The 16,133-nt window shown below is 38.7% G+C and carries 13 protein-coding genes; 3 read left to right on the plus strand and 10 right to left on the minus strand.

The features are described 5' to 3' along the window. Positions 1 to 9 precede the first annotated feature (9 nt). Both GSQ74_RS00200 and GSQ74_RS00205 read right to left on the minus strand, forming a co-directional pair. Positions 10 to 3,009: a SusC/RagA family TonB-linked outer membrane protein gene (locus GSQ74_RS00200; RefSeq protein ID WP_158988844.1), complete on the minus strand. Its 3,000-nt coding sequence runs from the start codon at positions 3,007 to 3,009 to the stop codon at positions 10 to 12. A 389-nt stretch (positions 3,010 to 3,398) separates the two neighbouring features. Beyond that, the gene (locus GSQ74_RS00205) at positions 3,399 to 4,409 is read right to left on the minus strand and encodes a LacI family DNA-binding transcriptional regulator (RefSeq protein WP_158988846.1); all 1,011 of its coding nucleotides are present in this window, start codon (positions 4,407 to 4,409) and stop codon (positions 3,399 to 3,401) included. A gap of 305 nt (positions 4,410 to 4,714) precedes the next feature. Between GSQ74_RS00205 and GSQ74_RS00210 the strand changes: the two genes are divergently transcribed. Then, entirely contained in the window at positions 4,715 to 5,440 is a 726-nt protein-coding gene (locus tag GSQ74_RS00210) for a glycosyltransferase family 2 protein (RefSeq protein ID WP_158988848.1), read from the plus strand. Positions 5,441 to 5,656: 216 nt separating this feature from the next. Here the strand turns inward: GSQ74_RS00210 and GSQ74_RS00215 are convergent, their stop codons facing one another. From GSQ74_RS00215 to GSQ74_RS00240, 6 genes are all read right to left on the minus strand, one after another. After that, the gene (locus tag GSQ74_RS00215) at positions 5,657 to 8,098 is read right to left on the minus strand and encodes an ABC transporter permease (RefSeq protein WP_158988850.1); all 2,442 of its coding nucleotides are present in this window, start codon (positions 8,096 to 8,098) and stop codon (positions 5,657 to 5,659) included. Positions 8,099 to 8,541: 443 nt separating this feature from the next. Beyond that, a complete protein-coding gene (locus GSQ74_RS00220; RefSeq protein WP_158988852.1) occupies positions 8,542 to 9,561 on the minus strand; it encodes an asparaginase in 1,020 nt (339 codons plus the stop codon). Positions 9,562 to 9,590: 29 nt separating this feature from the next. Next, a complete protein-coding gene (locus GSQ74_RS00225; RefSeq protein ID WP_158988854.1) occupies positions 9,591 to 10,358 on the minus strand; it encodes a TatD family hydrolase in 768 nt (255 codons plus the stop codon). A 97-nt stretch (positions 10,359 to 10,455) separates the two neighbouring features. Next, positions 10,456 to 11,418 carry an FKBP-type peptidyl-prolyl cis-trans isomerase gene (locus GSQ74_RS00230; RefSeq protein ID WP_158988856.1) on the minus strand — a complete coding sequence of 321 codons (963 nt, stop codon included), beginning with the start codon at positions 11,416 to 11,418 and terminating at the stop codon, positions 10,456 to 10,458. A gap of 54 nt (positions 11,419 to 11,472) precedes the next feature. Continuing rightward, entirely contained in the window at positions 11,473 to 12,453 is a 981-nt protein-coding gene (locus GSQ74_RS00235; RefSeq protein WP_158988858.1) for an FKBP-type peptidyl-prolyl cis-trans isomerase, read from the minus strand. Positions 12,454 to 12,458: 5 nt separating this feature from the next. Next, complete coding sequence (locus tag GSQ74_RS00240) at positions 12,459 to 13,469, minus strand: bifunctional oligoribonuclease/PAP phosphatase NrnA (RefSeq protein WP_158988860.1); 1,011 nt, start codon at positions 13,467 to 13,469, stop codon at positions 12,459 to 12,461. Positions 13,470 to 13,904: 435 nt separating this feature from the next. On the opposite strand from GSQ74_RS00240, the gene GSQ74_RS00245 reads away from it, so the two are divergent. After that, entirely contained in the window at positions 13,905 to 14,324 is a 420-nt protein-coding gene (locus tag GSQ74_RS00245) for a nucleoside-diphosphate kinase (RefSeq protein WP_158988862.1), read from the plus strand. A 120-nt stretch (positions 14,325 to 14,444) separates the two neighbouring features. Continuing rightward, entirely contained in the window at positions 14,445 to 14,645 is a 201-nt protein-coding gene (locus GSQ74_RS00250) for a hypothetical protein (protein WP_158988864.1), read from the plus strand. Here GSQ74_RS00250 and GSQ74_RS00255 read toward each other — a convergent pair. Together GSQ74_RS00255 and GSQ74_RS00260 are read right to left on the minus strand one after the other, a co-directional pair. Further along, positions 14,632 to 14,922 carry a DUF721 domain-containing protein gene (locus tag GSQ74_RS00255; protein WP_158988866.1) on the minus strand — a complete coding sequence of 97 codons (291 nt, stop codon included), beginning with the start codon at positions 14,920 to 14,922 and terminating at the stop codon, positions 14,632 to 14,634. The genes GSQ74_RS00250 and GSQ74_RS00255 overlap by 14 nt on opposite strands. Then, positions 14,915 to 16,015, minus strand: coding sequence for a DNA replication/repair protein RecF (locus GSQ74_RS00260; protein ID WP_158988868.1), 1,101 nt, complete (start codon positions 16,013 to 16,015; stop codon positions 14,915 to 14,917). The genes GSQ74_RS00255 and GSQ74_RS00260 overlap by 8 nt, the downstream gene beginning before the upstream one ends. Positions 16,016 to 16,133 lie beyond the last annotated feature (118 nt).

Below are 16,133 nucleotides of genomic sequence, written 5' to 3' on the forward strand. Positions count from 1 at the left end.
AACTAAATTTTATAAAGTAAGGTTTAAACCTAAGGTATAAGTCCTTGGTCGTGGATATTCGTTGTTATCGATACCTGTTGTTGATTCAGGGTCTACACCTGTATATTTGGTAATGATAAACACATTTTGCACGTTACCTGTAACTTTAAGGTCGCCGGTATTTTTAAATACTTTACCAAAATTATAACCAATGTGCGTATTATCCATTCTAAAGAATGATGCATTTTGTATATAGTAACTAGATAAATATTGTGCTGTTGTAAAACCGGATTTTAAAACATCGCTCGAGCCATTTTCAATTATACCTAATCCGTTTATGAAGTTTTGTCCATAACCTGTACTTGACGCGATATTATTATAAACATAGTTGCCAAAGTTAGCACGTGCAGAGAAACCGATGCTCCATTTTTTATCCCTGAATTCTGAATTAAATCCAAAATATTCTTGTGGATCTGGGCTATGGTTTACTAACAGGTCACTACTATTGATTACGCCATCGCCATTCTGATCAACATATACCCCTTCAAGTGGTTTGCCATTTGTACCATAAACTTGTTGATAGGTATAAAATGCGTTTTTAGTATAACCTACTTGGTCTATCTGTATAGTTGTACCCACGCCACCAGAAATGCCACCTACTGGTAAACCCGGGAAATTTGGATTAGGAACCTCCGTTAAGTTCGTAATTTTATTTCGGTTGATAGTCATGTTAATATTGGCGCTCCATGATATATCTTTAGTAGTTATTAGTTGGCCTGTAATGTTAAATTCAACACCTTTATCCTGCATACTGCCCACATTTGCAACAATAGTGTTTGCAAAATTAGATAGCGCTGGTTCATTAATAGTAGCCAACAAGTCGGTTGTGGTACGATAGTAAAAATCAACACTACCTGAAATACGGCCATTTAAGAAACCATAATCAACACCAAAATTGCTGGTTGCTGTTTTTTCCCAGGTTCTGCCAGGGTAAAATGCTCCCGGCCTGTAGCCTTCGTAATAAGTATCACCTAACCGGTATTGTGCAGTACTGTTACTTAGTGAATAGTCAGATAAATAATCATAATCACCTATTCCGTCCTGATTACCCGTTTTACCATATCCGATCCGGAATTTAAGTTCAGTTAAAACTTGGTTCCCTTTCAGAAAATCTTCATTACTGGCAACCCATGCCGCAGCTACGGCCGGAAAATTTCCTGTACGGATGCCCGGTTCAAACCTGGTTGATACGTCACTACGGAACGAACCGGTTAACAAATACTTATCGTCATAGCTATAATTTACACGGCCATAAAATGACGTTAAATCATATTGCCCAATCCCGGTAGCATAAGTTGGTATAGTAGTTGGATTTATTATATTGTTAGCAAAATATGTTGCATAGTTATAAGTGGTTGTTGAAAAGTTTTGGTCTGAGTAACCTGCAACCGCGTCAACATGGCTCTTTGCTGATTTAAAATCATGTGAATAGCTTAAATGCCCATCCATAGTGCTATTGCCTACAGTAGCTTTATATTTTGTGTTAGATCCAAAATATGTTGTCCCGTTTACAATGGTACCCGGTTGTTGTGAAGCTGCGTATGCAGGATAGTCTGTATATCCTGAACCATTTGAGCCATCATAGCCATAGCTTACATTAACATGTAGATCCGGAAAAAAATGAACCTTGTAGTCTAAAGCTAAGCTACCAATACCCCTGTAAACGGTACTTCTGTTTTGCTCTTCTTCCAGTACACCAAGTGGGTTTAAAGGTGCAAGGCTTTTTAAGGCTTCAGGATTGGTTGATGTTGGCGCTAAAATCTCATAATAGCCACCGTAACTACTGTTGCCTGAATAAACCGGATCTGTAGGATTAAAGTTGTTTGCATCGCCAATAGCGGATGTGTTAGCAAATCTTTGTGTTTGCCTTGAGCCTAAAAAGTTGAAGTCAACCTTTAAATGATCACTAAAAAAGCTTGGACTTAAATTGATGCCCGTTGTATAACGGTTTAAGTTGCTTGTTTTTAAAATACCGTTTTGATCAGTATATCCAACAGAAACACGATATGGTAAAATCCCGGTTGTGCCAGATATACTTAAGTTATTATCATTGCTAACTGCGGTTTGATAAATTTCTTTTTGCCAGTCGGTATTAGCTGTACCCAACTGTGCAATATCAGCAGCGGTACCATTCGCTTCTACATAGCTGTGGAATTGGTCTGGGGAAAGTACCGGCGCTTCTTTGGTTATTTTACTAACCGATAGCTGAGTACTAAAATTAATCACCGGCTTGCCTGCTTTTCCTTTTTTAGTAGTGATAATAATTACACCATTTGATGCTCTGTTACCATAAATAGCCGCGGCTGACGCGTCTTTTAATATGGAGAAACTTGCGATATCATTAGGGTTAATCAAATCCAGTGGACTTGCTGCACCACTTATCGCATCGTTACTTAAAGGGACCCCATCAATTACGATTAACGGTTGATTGCTTCCATTTACCGAAGCACCGCCGCGGATAAGTATTTGGCTGCCAGAACCCGGAGAACCATCGTTTGAAATAATAGAAACACCTGCAACTTTACCTTGAATTAACTGTTCCGGGGTAGTTACATCACCAGTATTAAAATCCTTAGCTGTAACAGTCGCGATTGATCCTGTTAAATCCTTTTTCCTTTCGGTACCATAACCAATTACCACAACCTCATTTAAATCATTGGCTGTGGGTAATAAATTGATATTTACGGTAACGTTCCCGGAAGCATTTACAATTTTATCAACAGGTTGATAACCGACAAATGTTACGTGTAATGTTACTGTACCTGAAACTCCTGTTATGCGGAAAATACCGTTAACATCTGTTCCTGCTCCTTGTTGAGTTCCTTTTACCGTAACGGCAGCGCCGGGTAACGGTTGATTTGTTTCATCAACAACTTTACCTGTAATTACGCCTGATTGCGCGAATACAGCAGTTGCCGAAAAAACAAATAACAAAAGGAATACATACTTGATTAAGTAAGTGTTTTTCATTAATTTTTGGTTTTTAGTTTTAAACTGGTTAATTTTTAGCACGAAGTACTGATGTAAAATTAGATTTAACCCATGTAGCAGCAAACTTTAGGAACAACAAGTTATTAACATTTATTGAAAATTTAGTGAAGCAATATTCTATGCATTAAATGTAATATTTACATTTAAATAACTAATTGATATTAAACATTTTACGGTAACATATGTTATAATAATTGATATTTTATTTTTTGAATTGGAGAGAATTGGTTTCCGGGAATGTTCCCGATTGTTGAAAAAAGTGTTAATAACTTTTGTGGGCACCGGTGAAAATTCTGCCCAAAAAGGATAAAAAGGATAAACTTTTTGCAAATATCGCAATTTAGCTTTGCTCGATTTAGCAAATAAGTTTATAAAGTAGAACTGCGAGGGATAATTTTGGATGCTAATACTATCTGATCAGTAACGGGCTCATCCTGGGTAAGCATTTTGAATAACAGGGTGGCTGCCTGTATGCCCAATTCATAAGCTGGCTGCGTTATAGTGGTAAGGGCCGGGTTTAATAAAGGTGCTATCTCAAGGCTGGAAAAGCTAATAACCTTTACCTGGTTAGGTATACTGATACCCAGATCGTGGCAAACATAATAGGTAGCAAAAGCCAAACGCTCAACCGAAGCGAAAATGCCATCAATGGTAAGTGTTTTAAACGCGTTTGTAAGTATGGCGTAATTCAAATTAATATCGTTACTGCAATCAACTATTAATTCATCTACAAAAGGCAAGTTTGCGTGCCTAAGGGCATCCAGGTATCCCTGCATACGCATTTTTCCGATTGATAACTGTTTGTTGGTAACCAGGAAGGCAATGTTTTTACACCCGGCCTGAACCAAATGCATGGTGGCTTCAAAGCTGCTGGCATAATCGTCAGTTACCACTTTGGCCGTGTTTATATCATCGTAAACCCTATCAAAAAAAACAAGTGGAATTTGCTGTTGCTCCAGCTTCTTCATGTAACTGTGATCATTAGCTTCGCCGGATACCGACATAATGATTCCATCCGCGCGGCCGTTATATAAATCGTTTACGTAAGCTACTTCACTTTCAAAGTTGTCGGCCGTTAAATAAATCAGCAAATGATACCCTTTTTCACGGGCTACTGTTTCAATACCATCTATAGCTTGCGAGAAGAAGTTGTTGGCAATCTCAGGAACTATAATAGCAATGTTTTTGCTCTTTTGGGCTCTTAAATTACTGGCGTGATGGTTAGGTTGATAATTAAGCTCTTTAGCGACTTTAAGTATGCGTTCCTTTGTTTCCAGGTTAATATCACTATGTCCGGTAAAAGCTCTGGACACGGTAGACTTAGACAAGTTGAGGTGACGCGCCAGTTCTTTTATATTAATATTTCCATTATTAGCCATCTTACAACCTGATTATCAAGCGTAATTGCAAAGGGGTTAGGTCGCAATTAGCTGCCACAAATTTATTTTCAACGTGTGATTTTAACGATAAAATATTTTATAAGTGCTAATGTAACCTTAATTTCAAGAAATAAAATAATTAGCGTATTTAAATAATCCGATCATCATACATTTATGATTGACACCAATTAAAGTGTTCTTTTAACATTTTTGCATTTTACACTTCGGTAATTAAATAAGCAATGTACCGGTGATATTTTTATATTAGCTAAGAATTTATAAAAAAACAGGCAGAAATCCCCCAAATGGCTATACAAAAATTATCGATAATTATTCCTGCATATAACGAAGGCCGCACCATACATTTAATACTCGATAAAGTAAAATCAGTTGAGTTACTTAATAATATCAGTAAGGAATTAATCATCGTTAATGATTGCTCAACAGATGATACTGAACAGGCAATAGAAACTTATATTGCAGAGAACCCGGATATGTCTATCCAATATTTCAAGCATGCCCATAACCAGGGTAAAGGCGCCGCCATACATACCGGGATACAAAAAGCTACGGGTGAATACCTCATTATACAGGATGCTGATTTAGAATATGACCCTGAGGAGTATAATGACCTGTTAAAACCGGTTATAAAAGGTTTTGCCGATGTTGTTTTTGGGTCGAGGTTTATGGGAGGGAACCCGCATAGGGTATTATTCTTTTGGCATACTATAGGTAACAAGTTTTTAACCATGCTAACCAACATGTACAGTAACCTTAACCTAACGGATATGGAAACCTGCTACAAATTATTTGATACCAAAATGATCCAGTCCATCAACCTTGAAGAAAGCAGATTTGGATTTGAACCTGAAGTAACTGTAAAAATATCCCGGATACCTAATGTACGGATATATGAAGTTGGCATATCTTACTACGGCCGTACCTATGCCGAAGGCAAAAAGATAGGCTGGAAGGATGGATTCAGGGCGATATACTGCATACTGAAATACGGTTTATTCAAAGCTAAATAACACTGGGTGTACCACGTTACAAGTGAAACACCTGGTACATTTGGTACACTTTTACCCCTTAAAAGCGGTTTTTCATTACTAAAAAGGTGGTTTTTAGAATAAAAAATAGCTAAAATAAAGACTAAATCAACACAAAAAAGGTCTAAAATCGCTTAAAAACACTTCAAATTAGCCTGTTTTTCGATTAAAAAAGCTTGTTTTTCACCCAAAAATACCTTATTCGCTCCTTAAACTGATTACCGGGTTGGACATAGCTGCCCCTATTGTTTTAAATGCGATGGTAAAAAATGCAATAATTACACCTGCCGACAAGGATAACATAAAAGTTAACCATCCTATCTCTATCCGGTACGGGAAATCGCTCAGCCATTTATTCATATAGTACCAGGCTAATGGTAAGGCTATCAGGTTAGCAATTAATACCAGCTTAAAATATTTTTTATAAAACAGCACAACTATACTGCTTACACTGGCACCAATCACCTTTCTTATTCCTATTTCTTTAGCACGTTGATTTAAACTATGTGTTATCAAGCCTAATAACCCCAATCCGGATATCAGTATAGCTATAACAGTACAGGTAGCCATCATTTGTTGCTCCCGCTGATCCTGCAGATAATCCCATTTAAAGTTATCATTTAAAAAATCGTAGCTAAATGGGGTATCGGGATTTAGCGTTTTCCATACTTGCTGACTATATTTAATAGCCGCCGCCACATTATTGCCTTTAACTTTGGCTATAATAGTGCTAAACCGCATAGGATTTGCAGGCATGATCATACACGGGCCAATTGCTGCATGCAACGAAAAATAGTGGTAATCCTTCATCACGCCCATAATTTTATAGTTATAAACCACACCGTTATAAAAACGCGACAAATAATTGCCCGGCGCGGTATAAGGATTCAGGCCTAATGCTTTCGCGGCCTCTTCGTTTATGATTACTTGTCTGCCGATGTCAGTCGCTTCCAAATCGAGCGCTGTATTTTTATTGGCAAAATTGACAGGCGTAAAATTCGTTCCTGATATTAGTTTGATGCCTATCGTTTTTACATAATTATCATCAACCAGGTTCAAAAAAACGTCATGTTTGTCGTTAACTGTTTTCCCCTGCGCATACATATTCATATCGCCCGAAATAAGGCCGCTTGCCGCCGCACTCACTTGTTGAAAATTGGGGTTGTTAGCCAGTTGATCCCTGTAATAAGCAATATTATTCCGGGCTTGGTCGGTATTTAAATTGATAACCAATTGCTGATCCTGATCGAAGCCCGGTTTGGCATTTATCATAAAGTTTAATTGCTTCCATATCACCAGCGTGGCAAATATGAGGCAGGTTGAGATGATAAATTGCATCGATACCAATACCGTACGAATATTTACCAGACTTGATGAATCGCTTGCTTTTCCCTTAAGCACCTTTACCGGGTTAAATGCCGACAAGTACCAAGCCGGGTAAAGCCCCGCCAACAAACCGGTTAGTAACGTTACCAGCAGCATCCATAAAATAAGTGTACTATTCTCCGGCGCGAAAAAGGATAATTCCTGCCCCGTCATCGTGTTAAAAACAGGCAGCAACAGGAACGCGAGCAGGATAGCCACCAATAATGCCATCAGACTGATAGCAACCGTTTCCATTAAAAACTGGTAACGTATAGCCGATCTATCCGCCCCCATTACCCTGCGCACGCCAACCTCGCGGGCCCGATCAATGGCTTGCGCGGTTGATAAATTCATGTAGTTAATACATCCCAGCAATAGTATCGTTAAAGCTATGCTGCCCAACAGGTACAGGTATTTCATGTTGCCCTGTTTAACCTCCATATAGCTTTGGTATTGCGATGAATGCAAATGAATATCTGTAAGCGATTGTAATGAATTGCTGATATTATCATTTGTCGCCTTCATATCAGTAGCGGCATGTCTTTGCGTATACGCCTTTAGTTCTTTAATAACATGCTGCTTATTGCTGCCGGATTTTAGGCTCACATAGCAATAGTAGTTAGGATCAACGACCCAATTATGTACAGAGGCGATTTTCTCGCGGACACCATTGCTATTATTGGAAGCGAAAAAATCAGCATTAAAATGATTCAGAAAGTCTTTTTTAAACACCCCCGTAATGGTGTAGATGTTATTATCCGTTTTAATGGTTCTACCTACGGCACTACTATTACCAAAAAGTTTTTGCGCAAGCATTTCAGACAATACTATCGCATTTGGTGAACTAAAAGCAGAGCTACGATTTCCTTGAGAAAAATGGAAAGAAAATATATCGAAAAACGATGCATCGGCCCAATAACCATTGTCTACAGTATAAGGTGTGTGGTCGTTACCATCATTCACCTGTATCACACAGGTACATTTGGAAGCATCAAGCCTGCTTACCTGTTTTATTTCGGGTATTTCACTTTTTAAATAAGTGGCATAAGGCATTACCGTAGTAGGGGCGGTGCTGCCTTCTTTAAATATGCTCGTTACCCGGTAAATATCGCCTGCATTATCAAAACCTTTATCAAAGCTGAACTCGTGCTGCACAAATAGAAAAACCAGGGCGCAACAAGCCAAACCTATCGCCAGGCCAAAAACATTAATAAATGTGGTAGTCTTTCTTTTCCAAAGATTGCGCAAGGCAAGTTTAAAGTAGCTTTTGAACATAATCGTTAGGTTATATTCAAAAGTAGAGGATTTACACTAAAGCACTAAGCTATAGCTAGTTATTTAACAGAATTTAACTTATGATGTTATTAGAAAACCTGCTCATCCTTGTCATTCTGAACGCAGTGAAGAATCTGTACGTTGACTTTTTAACCATGTCATTGCGAGGAACGAAGCAATCGCGAACTATGCAAGACCACTTTTCTACGTGCGATTGCTTAGTTCCTTACAGCAATGACAAGCTCTTTTATAAACTCCTTGTCATTCTGAACGTAGTGAAGAATCTTCTAAAAGCGATAATCAAACTTTGTATGTCGAAGAAGATTCTTCGTACCTCAGAATGACAAATCATATAATCCAGATACACATTCCTTTCCTTACCCTCTATGCGTCGCAGACGGAGAGAGGGTCGACAAGCGAAGCGAAGTCGGGGTGAGTAAACGCTATGATACCGTTATCTCGCCTCTCAAATCAGTCTCCAACCATTCTTTCACCTGCAAAGGATCATTGGTTTGGCCTAACAGGTACATCATTTTGGTAACAGCGGCTTCAAAGGTCATGTCATAACCATTGGCTATACCCATGTCTTTTAACTCTTTACTGGTTTCGTAACGACCTAACTCAACAGTGCCAACTTTACATTGTGAAATATCCAGTATTACTTTCCCGCTAGCGATAGCTTCTTTCAGCAGATCAATAAACCATTGCTCAGTTGTGGTATTACCGGCACCAAATGTTTCCATCACAACACCACGAACATCCGCCCTTAAAATAGTACCTACCACCTTAGGGCTTATGCCCGGGTATAATTTAAGTACAGCAACATCGCTAACCAGGTTTTTATGCACAATCATGGGCGCATCAGCAGGCTGACGAATATCATTTGCACTAAAACGAAGGTGTACACCAGACTCTGCCAATATCGGGTAATTCGGTGAGCGGAAGGCTTCGAATTTTGATGAGTTATATTTAAACGAACGGTTACCCCTGAACAGCTTATAATCAAAATAGATACAAACTTCAGGCACGCGCGCGCGGTCATTCTTTTTAGCATTGGCAATTTCGATGGCTGTCATCAAATTTTCCTTTGCATCGGTACGTATAGCGCTGATTGGCAATTGTGATCCGGTAAAAATTATGGGCTTGGCCAAATTCTCCAGCATAAAACTCATTACCGATGCCGTGTACGACATCGTATCTGATCCATGCAGTATCACAAAACCATCAACATCGTCGTAATTCGACTCTATTAGTCCTGCTAGTTCACTCCAAATCTCCGGATTCATGTTTGATGAATCGATGATCTTATCAAAAGAGTGTACCTTAATTTTACAGTTTAATCTATCAAGCTCAGGAACATTGTCCATTATTTGCTCAAAGTTTATGGGTTTGAGCACCTTTGTAGTAGGGTCGCTCATCATACCAATTGTCCCTCCGGTATAGATGATAAGAATCTGGCTCATGAATGGCTAAAATCAAATGTATAAATTAATTATATACCAAATATCTTCTTTGAATTTTCTGTGGTGATAGCAGCCACAGCTTCAACATTAAGCTGGTATAGCTCCGCAACCTTTTCGGCAATGTAAATTAAGTATGAACTTTCATTAGGCTTACCCCGGTACGGAACGGGGGAAAGGTACGGAGAATCTGTTTCTAAAACGATATGCCGTAAATCAATTTCCTGTAAAAATTTGTCTAAGCCACCGTTTTTATAGGTAACTACGCCGCCAATCCCTAAATAAAAACCTAAATCAATAGCTTTTAACGCTTGCTCATGGTTGCCGGTAAAACAATGTAAAATGCCGCGCAAATCTTCGCTACGCTCTTCTTCTAACACCTCAAAAACTTCGTTGAAAGCTTCGCGGCAATGGATAACGATGGGCAATTTTAACTCCTTCGCTTTTTTTATCTGTGCCTTAAATGCAAGTACCTGCTCGGGCAATGTGGTTTTATCCCAATACAAATCAATACCAATTTCGCCTATAGCATATATTTTACGGCCCAGCTGCGTATTCCAAATGGTTTCGAGTACAGTTTCCCAATCGGCCTTAACCGAGCAGGGATGCAGGCCAAGCATTGGGTAACAAATAGCAGGGTACTCTGCCGCCAGATCAAAAACTTGCGTAGCCGATGAAACATCAACATTGGGTAAAAATAATCGGCCGATGTCGTTTTGCGTGCAACGTTGCATTAATGCCGCACGCTTTTCATCATCTGTTTCGTAATATAGGTGGGTATGCGTATCGGTAAGTAACATGGTACAAAAATAAAAAAGCCTCCCGGTTATCAGGAGGCTTAACATAAAATAGTTGCCAATTTAGGCTAAAGCCAAATAATCAACAGTAGGCTTTATATTAATTGTTTGTTTTTTTAACCGGATAATGATGTTTTTTCGCAAGTGGCTTTTTAGCTACTATTGCATGTTTAATACGTTTTACGCTAACCAGCTCTACATCAAAAACCAATGTACTGGCAGGTGGTATAGGGCCGCTGCCCTCGTTACCATAAGCCAATGCTGATGGGATAATGAATATAGCTTTTTCGCCTTCGTGCAATAATAATAAACCTTCGTCCCAACCTTTTATAACCTGGCTGGTATTAACCGGGAATTTAATAGGCTCATAAGTACGGCCCGGCTGATCCAGATCAGACATTTTAGCGACTGCTGCAATGTTTGAATCAAATACCTGCCCACTTAATAATTTGCCTACATAATTTACTGATACAGTGTCGCCGGTAAGCGGCCTTGGTTTAAGCGATGTTTTTGTGATCACATACTTTAACCCTGATGGCGTAGTTCTTACTACCAGTTTATTATCAGCAATGTATTTGGCTGCTTGCGCGCCTTCTTCTGATTTTACTTTTTCAATATCAGCATTACGCTCAGCAATAGCATCGTTTAACGATTGGATCTTTTGAACTTTTATGTAAAAGTTGATGTTGCTGCCTTTCGGGAAAAATGGTGGGCGACTTTCCTCATGTCCATTAAAAACAGAATCTGCGGGCATTTTTACCAATGCGCTGTCGTTTGCAGCCAATAATGGAAATATGTCCATCATATCGGTAAGTGCTTGCGATGGTTGTACCTGTATTTTAATAGGATGCCCCATAGTATAAGTACTTGAAATTACCGAATCCTTATCTGTTTTTTGAATAACATCAATGGTGATAACATCATTTTGTTTTATTTTTTCACCCGGATTATGAGTGAAGATAACATACTGTACGCCTCTGGCCGTACGCTGCAAATCAGTTTGCGCTTTTACCGAAATAGTACTTGCGCAAAGCAGCAAAATACCGAAAATATATTTTTTCATATAAATAAAAAAACCTTCCCGTGTTAGCGGGAAGGTATGTATGTTTTGAGGTTATTATTTTCTAACCGGTTGGCCTTGTGGCATAGTCGGCATTATTGGGGCTACCGGTTTTGGCGCATTCGGGTTTGGTTTGATGATATCAACCAATTCAATTTCAAATGCTATTGGAGTGTATGGGCCAATGATTGAAATACCACGCTCGCCATAAGCAAGGCTTGATGGTACAATAAAGATGGCTTTAGAACCTTTGTTTAACAATTGCAAACCTTCGTCCCATCCTGGTATAACTCTTTTTTGGCCTACAGGGATATGAATAGGTTTGTATTGACGCATTGGATCTACAGGCATTTTACCTTTAACAGCTTCGTCTTTAACTGATGTATCAAATACTTTTCCGTTAAGTAATTTACCGGTATAGTTTACAACTGCTGTATCACCAATAACAGCGTTAGGGCCTGTACCTTGTTGTGTAATTACATAGTATAAGCTATCAGGTGTTTCTTTAACAGCCAGTTTGTTATCAGCAATATAGTTTTTGATCAATCCTGGTTCGCGGTTTTTGAAAACAAGTGCTTGGCTTTTGATGTAATCAGTAATCTCAGTTTGGAAAACCTGGTCGCTAAGTGTGCCTTTAGCAATAACTTTGTTTACTTTAATAGTGTAAACTAAGTATTTGCCTTTAAAGCCCGGTGGCTTAGGTTGTCCTTTTTTGAACATTGAGTCGGCAGCGATTTTGATAGTCGCGCTATCACCTTCAGATAATTTTTCTAATCCTGTAAAAATATCACCTTTAAACTGTGGTTTAGGAACCAAAGTTTCTACCGGATGACCTTGCTCATAAGTGCTGAATAAAACTGAATCGTCATCTCTTCTAGCGATAAGGTTAACGCTAACAAAATCACCAGTTTGAATTTTCGGTCCGCCTTTATCTACATAAATATTATAAAGCAATCCTCCGTCATCTTTTTTAAATCCGCCATTGCAGCTTGCTAATCCCACTGACGCAAGGGCTAAAAACATTAGGGTTTTTTTCATTTTAATTATTGAATTAATAAATTTTTATATTTAGGTAAAATTAATTTAAACTGTTCCACAGTCTCTTGCAGACTGTCTGATGATACTCCTCCGGCTGCGTTACGATGCCCGCCGCCGCTAAAATACTTTTTACAAATTTCATTTGCCGGAAAATCGCCTTTCGAGCGCAAAGATAGTTTTACTTTATCTTTCCGTTCAACCATAAATGCAGCTAAACGCACATTACTTATTGATAATGCATAGTTAACAATTCCTTCCGTATCTCCGGTAATTACATCGTATTCTTTCAGCTCGTCGGCAGTAACTGTTATCAGCGCTGTATTGAATTCATTAAAAACCTGTAATTTATTGGCTAAACAATGGCCTAAAAATCTAAGCCTCATTTCGGTCGAATCATTATAAACCAGCTCATGTATACGAGCGTTAGGCGCACCTGCGTCAATAAGATCGGCAACTATACGGTGCACTGCAGATGTCGTATTCGGCAAACGGAATGATGCTGAATCCGTCATGATACCTGTATAAAGGCAACTCGCCACATCAGCATTAACCAATTCTTTATGGCCAAGCACTTCAACAATAAACGTATATATTAATTGCGCGGTAGCGCAGGCATTTATATCCCAGTGGCGATAATCATCAAAATCCTGTGGTTCCAGGTGATGATCGATCATAATTTTCAGCGCGTTGCTTTCACCCACTTTTTCGCCCATCTCATTAATACGCCCAAGCGCGTTAAAATCAAGGCAAAATATCATATCCGCCTCCGCTATAAGCTGGTCGGCAATGGCTACGTTATCAGTATATATAATAACATCGCCATTGCCCGGCATCCAGTTTAAAAACTGGGGATAATCTGTTGGGGTAATAACTTGTGCATGATGCCCTTGCTGTATTAAATAATTATATAAGCCCAACGACGAACCCATAGCATCACCATCAGGTTTATGATGGGTAGTAATAACTATTTTCTGGGGCTGAGCTAAAAGATCAATAAGCGAAGCGGTATCTAACATCAAATTTTAAAAAAGAGTTGCAAAGCTAAATAAATTTCCAACTGATTGACAGATAAGTAAAACATTTTTTTGTTCAGGTGTTTATAAACGTTAAAGTTGTATATATAGTATATAAATAGGGCAATCGCCTTTAAGAATTTTAAGTGCTTTGTAGTTAGATGGCTTTAACCTCCCCCAATATAAATGCGGGCCCTATCCCCTCCTTTCCCTGAAATAGGGAAAGGAGGGGATAGGGTAAAACATCCGACTGGCTTTAAAACCTCCATATTTATTATAGTTATAAAATGCAGGCCCTGTGCCGATACCTTTCCCTGGAGTCAGGGAAAGGAGGAGGATAGGGTAAACCAAGCGATTAACTTTAATTTTACTATACAAACCAACACTTTATACTTAAATTAAAAACGCTACTTTTGCACCAATTTTTAAAAAACAGATATGGCAAGTAACAGAACATTCACAATGGTTAAGCCTGACGCGGTTGCAGCAGGGCACACAGGTGCAATTATTGACCAGATTATAAAAAGCGGCTTTAAATTAGTTGCTATGAAATACCTTTTTTTAAGCCCTGAAAAAGCAGGTCAGTTTTATGCGGTACACAGCGAACGCCCTTTTTACAAGGATTTAGTTGCTTTTATGTCTTCAGGCCCGATTGTAGCTGCAATACTTGAAAAAGACAACGCTATTGAAGATTACCGTAAACTAATTGGCGCAACAGACCCAACTAAGGCTGAAGCTGGAACTATCCGTAACTTATTTGCAAAATCAATTGATGCAAATGCTGTACATGGTTCTGATTCTGACGAGAATGCGCAGATCGAAGGAAGCTTCTTCTTTTCGGCTTTCGAGCAATTTTAACCCTCGGTTAACGTTTTAAAACTGGTAAAACAAAATGCGGAAATATAAATCCGATATTTTGTTTTATCAGTTTTATATATTTACATTTACTCTCCTAAACGGATTTTAAATCAATAAGTTATGAAAAGCATATTCAAATTAATGATATACTCAGCAATAGTAGTATCATTATGCGTTTCTGTCGCTTTACTGTTTAAAAACCACCCCGAAGTTCAACTTTCTTTCTTACTTCCCGGCATATTCATTTTTGTTTACTCAAAAATCAGGGACGAAGTTTATGTAAGCCTGCCCACACGTTTACGTATGGCTAGAGGAAGATAATCTCTTCAACTAATATCTCTTTCGCTTTATCGTTTATCTTGGTTATTATCTGGTTGCGCATCAGCATCAGCTCATTTTTTATTACTGACGATTCTATACGCAGGTAAAGCTTTTTATCGTGTATAAAAATCTCCTTAGTACGATTAGCTACCGATTTACCAACCAGTTCGGGCCAATGGGCCACAATACCGGTTTCCTCAAAACGTTTTTTGATTTTATAAACGTTAAGCATTTGCTCAATAGCTTCTTTTAATGATTTATCGTTGGCTTTACGCATCAATTTCCCCTCCGGTAACTTTAAATAATTTAACCGCCACGCCCATATCATTAAATATGGCCTGCACCCGGCTTAAACTGGTGTCGGTAATAAAAACCTGGCCGAAATCATTATCGCTCACCATCTGCATTAGTTTGGTAACACGTTTATCATCCAGCTTATCAAAAATATCATCCAGCAACAATAAAGGCTTAAATCCCTTTTGTTGTGTTAAAAAAGTATACTGTGCCAGCTTAAGCGCTATTAAAAACGATTTCTGCTGCCCCTGCGATCCAAACTTTTTCATTGGCAAGCCATGTATGGTAAATTGCAGCTCGTCTTTATGTATGCCGGCGGTAGTTCGTTCAAGTACCCGATCGCGCTCAATGCTCTTTTTTAATAAAGCCGCGAAATCATCCTGCAATAACTGCGACTCATATATAAGGTCTACCTTTTCAGCATCGCCTGTTAAAAACTGGTAATGCTGATTGAATATCTCGGTAAAGCCCTGCATAAAAAGCTTACGCTTATTAAATATACTATTACCGGCCTCAATTAATTGCTCATCCATCACTTCTAACAAATGCGGATCATATCTGCCCGTATCTGCTATCAGCTTTAAAAAAGCGTTACGGTTACCTAATACCTTATTATATACTATCACTTCATCCAGGTAATGGTTATCGGTTTGCGATAGTACGTTATCAATAAACTTGCGCCGTTCCTCACTGCCTTCGGTAATAATACTCGTATCATAAGGCGAGATCATCACCAAAGGAAACAGTCCGATATGATCGGCCAAACGGGTGTAATCCTTTTTATTATGCTTGAATTGTTTTTTCTGGTTACGCTTTACCGCGCAGGCAATTTTTTCAGGCTTATTGTTTTTGCTGAAGTTGCCATTGATGATGAAGAAATCCGTTCCCTGTTTGATCTGTTGGGTATCAATCGGGTTAAAATAGCTTTTACATAACGACAGGTAATGTATCGCATCCAGCAAATTAGTTTTACCCGCGCCATTATCCCCGGTAAACGCATTTACCCCTTCGCTGAAGGTTAATTCGGCTTCGGAATAATTTTTAAAGTTGATTACGGATAGTTGCTGCAGATACATATTGAAGTGCCCCAAAGTTAGTGATTAGTTTTGAGTGAATGAGTGAGGTAGTGAATGAGTGATTGTAAAAACCAGCATGCTATAATCATTGCCTTATTAACTCACTCATCACCAAATA

The organism is Mucilaginibacter sp. L196, assembly GCF_009765905.1.
Lineage (GTDB): Bacteria > Bacteroidota > Bacteroidia > Sphingobacteriales > Sphingobacteriaceae > Mucilaginibacter.

Coding starts and splice junctions, on each gene's coding strand:
- GSQ74_RS00260 (WP_158988868.1), bottom strand. CDS start 16,015: ATGTATCTGCAGCAACTATCCGTAATCAACTTTAAAAATTATTCCGAA.
- GSQ74_RS00205 (WP_158988846.1), bottom strand. CDS start 4,409: ATGGCTAATAATGGAAATATTAATATAAAAGAACTGGCGCGTCACCTC.
- GSQ74_RS00250 (WP_158988864.1), top strand. CDS start 14,445: ATGAAAAGCATATTCAAATTAATGATATACTCAGCAATAGTAGTATCA.
- GSQ74_RS00230 (WP_158988856.1), bottom strand. CDS start 11,418: ATGAAAAAATATATTTTCGGTATTTTGCTGCTTTGCGCAAGTACTATT.
- GSQ74_RS00245 (WP_158988862.1), top strand. CDS start 13,905: ATGGCAAGTAACAGAACATTCACAATGGTTAAGCCTGACGCGGTTGCA.
- GSQ74_RS00210 (WP_158988848.1), top strand. CDS start 4,715: ATGGCTATACAAAAATTATCGATAATTATTCCTGCATATAACGAAGGC.
- GSQ74_RS00225 (WP_158988854.1), bottom strand. CDS start 10,358: ATGTTACTTACCGATACGCATACCCACCTATATTACGAAACAGATGAT.
- GSQ74_RS00200 (WP_158988844.1), bottom strand. CDS start 3,009: ATGAAAAACACTTACTTAATCAAGTATGTATTCCTTTTGTTATTTGTT.
- GSQ74_RS00235 (WP_158988858.1), bottom strand. CDS start 12,453: ATGAAAAAAACCCTAATGTTTTTAGCCCTTGCGTCAGTGGGATTAGCA.
- GSQ74_RS00215 (WP_158988850.1), bottom strand. CDS start 8,098: ATGTTCAAAAGCTACTTTAAACTTGCCTTGCGCAATCTTTGGAAAAGA.
- GSQ74_RS00255 (WP_158988866.1), bottom strand. CDS start 14,922: ATGCGTAAAGCCAACGATAAATCATTAAAAGAAGCTATTGAGCAAATG.
- GSQ74_RS00220 (WP_158988852.1), bottom strand. CDS start 9,561: ATGAGCCAGATTCTTATCATCTATACCGGAGGGACAATTGGTATGATG.
- GSQ74_RS00240 (WP_158988860.1), bottom strand. CDS start 13,469: ATGTTAGATACCGCTTCGCTTATTGATCTTTTAGCTCAGCCCCAGAAA.